The organism is uncultured Jannaschia sp. (assembly GCF_947494025.1).
In the GTDB taxonomy this organism is placed as follows: Bacteria; Pseudomonadota; Alphaproteobacteria; order Rhodobacterales; family Rhodobacteraceae; genus Jannaschia.
Map to the genome: position 1 here is coordinate 1 of NZ_CANLTQ010000087.1, position 2,485 is coordinate 2,485.

A 2,485-nucleotide genomic window follows, 5' to 3' on the forward strand; every position below is an offset into this window, starting at 1 on the left:
TGCGCCGATGCTGAGCAAGCCGGTGGACGAGATGAAACTGAGGCAAGCGTTGATGTCCCTGCTTCCGGCAAGCATGTCCCGGTGAAAGCGGCTCGGAGGGACATGGCGGCAATCTTTGCGTGAGCCATGCAACCAGCGCCCCGCGGCGCGGCTATCTGGATACTGATGGTCATCATCTGACTGTGGTCCGCAATCTGCGTCACGCCGCCTCCAGGATCATGGCCGGCGAGGATGGCCCGTTCGGTCCCCAGCCCCGTTCGAGTACGCGATAGCCATGCTCGAAGGCTGACCAAGCCAGATCGGGGTTCCGAGACTGAAGATGTCGGCGGCCAGAAGGCGCGTGCGCAGCTTTGGCCAGTCGTCCCCCGCCCCCATGTCGGAGAGAACACCCGCCATCACGTTGTGATCCGCGACCCGTCCGATTTTTCCTGTGATCCCGTGCGAATGGATCTCCTTTGGCCGCAGACGCGGCGCCATGTTCGACACGAGGTCCAGGAGCCGACTTCGTTTCGCCGAGACAGGCGTATTGCCAGGCAGAAGCCTTGGCATGCTCCAGGTCGGGCGGCTTATCGAAGCGAACGTAGTGCAGACGAATTGCCCCTACGCTGGAAGCGCTGCCTTCCGGGGGTCGTGGATCGGGCAGCCGTTTACCCGCGAGCGGAACGCGGCCGAATGGTCGTAGCTCGCTTTCCGCGCCCGGTTCACGGAGCCGAGTGGTCGATGCGCCTCGATCCCGATCCAGGGCGCGAACCGCATCCCGTCGTCCACGGCTTTCGCGCGGCCTTCCGTCCAGGCTGGTTGCGGGGCTGCGTCGACCGTCGCGACGGTGACGAATGGCGAGATGTCCTCGTCCCACGGCACGGAGGCATCCTCGATGGGCTGAGCCTCGGTGTCCCGGCAAAGCTGGACCCGTATTTCCCATCGCGCCGGTTTCGCCTGCATGACCGCATCGATCTCCTCGCGCAGGGCGTCGGAACGGCCGGAGGTGTCGACGGTCTCGCCGGTCAGTCGCGTCAGGTTATCGGAAACCGGGACCATCTGCACCTTGGCGACGTAGTCGCCGAAGCGGTACGGGGTCTGCGTGAAATAGGTCTCGCCCAGCGGGTGAACGTTGGGCGCGCCACCCAGGGTCTCGATCTTGGCGCTCGGCCCGGTGGTGGCCTCGAGACCGCTCTCGACTCCCCTCAGCACCGTCGACAGCGCCTTCTTCGCCCATTCGGCCCGGTCGGTGGTCCTGGCCAGAAGCTTCAGGCTCTTCAGGAACCCTGCCGCATCCGGCGCCGAGAAGGCCGGGCCGTTCACCATGACGAAGTCCTGCGAGCGCTCGCTCTCCGATCCCGGCAACCTCTCTCCCTCGACATCCAGGACCTTCAATGCGAGCCCGCGCGGTACCGAGACGGAATCGTCCAAGATATCACCGGGATTGGTCGAGATCCGCAGGATCGCCCCGTGGCTGCCGCTTCGCGCAAAGATGCCTTGGGAATATTCGGGCGGAAGATCGTCCGGGATCGTCACTCTCGCCTCGATCAGGCCATGGCTCTTGGCGTGAACGGACCGGTAGGCGTGACCCTCGTCCTCGGCCACGCGGTCGAGGATGGTGTCGAAGGTGGCATTCAGTTCCTCGATCGTTTCGCGTTCGTCTGCCGACGGCGTCTCGAGATCGTCGCTGTAGAGCACGGGCTCTTTCATGCAATTGCTCCCTTATGGGCCGTGCCCGGGAACGGACACGGCTACGAGTTTGTGACGTGCCTCAGATGCGCCGCTTCGACCGGCGGAGAACAAGCCCGGCGCCGAGCAGGCCCGCTGCGTAGAGCGGCAGCCCCGCCGGCAGCGGGACCGGGGCGACCTGCGCGGTGAGCGCGCCCGCGATGGCGTCGTAGCCGGCATCGGTGGCATGCACGTTGCCGATGGGCTCCACGCCACCGAACGGGCCGTCGATCACGAAACCCGCCGGCTGGTCGTCGAGGAAGGTGTAGTCCGCCTCGTTGCCGAGGAAGGCCGGCGCCACGTCGACGAAGGACGCGCCGTACTCACCGGCGAGCGTCGCGACGATGCCGTTGAGATCGGTGCCGGCCTCGTTGAAGATCGGCGCCGCCGGGCTGTCGGGATCCGCCGGGAACGGGTTGTAGTAGCCGAGCAGGTAGAGCGGCGCGTCGGGTGCTTCCTCCCGGATCGTCGAGAGGACGGAGCGGTAGTTCCCTTCGTAATCGTCGAGCGTCGCCGGGATCTGCGCCAGCGCCTCGTCGGCCGGGAGATTGGCCAGCGCCGCGAGCTCGTTGAAGCCGAGCGTGACCGTGATGCCTACGATGTCGTTGCCCGCGGCCGCATCCTGCGCCGCTGCCTGACGGAACTGCGTCTCCTGCGTACGGATGCCGCCGGCCTCGCTGTAGTTCGTGTTCTGCAAAGCCAGGATGTCATCGGTACGGCCCACCACCGGCGGCGTGCGCCCGTTGCCGGTCATGAAGCTCGACGCCGTCTCGCCGTC

The 2,485-nt window shown here is 66.2% G+C and carries 2 protein-coding genes; both read right to left on the reverse strand.

Annotated features, from left to right (window positions below; genetic code table 11):
- Window positions 1-600 precede the first annotated feature (600 nt).
- Window positions 601-1,689: a catalase family protein gene (locus Q1B08_RS21245; RefSeq protein ID WP_299823297.1), complete on the reverse strand. Its 1,089-nt coding sequence runs from the start codon at window positions 1,687-1,689 to the stop codon at window positions 601-603.
- A 61-nt stretch (window positions 1,690-1,750) separates the two neighbouring features.
- Window positions 1,751-2,485: GDSL-type esterase/lipase family protein (locus Q1B08_RS21250; RefSeq protein ID WP_299823300.1), on the reverse strand; the 735-nt coding region annotated here is incomplete at its 5' end.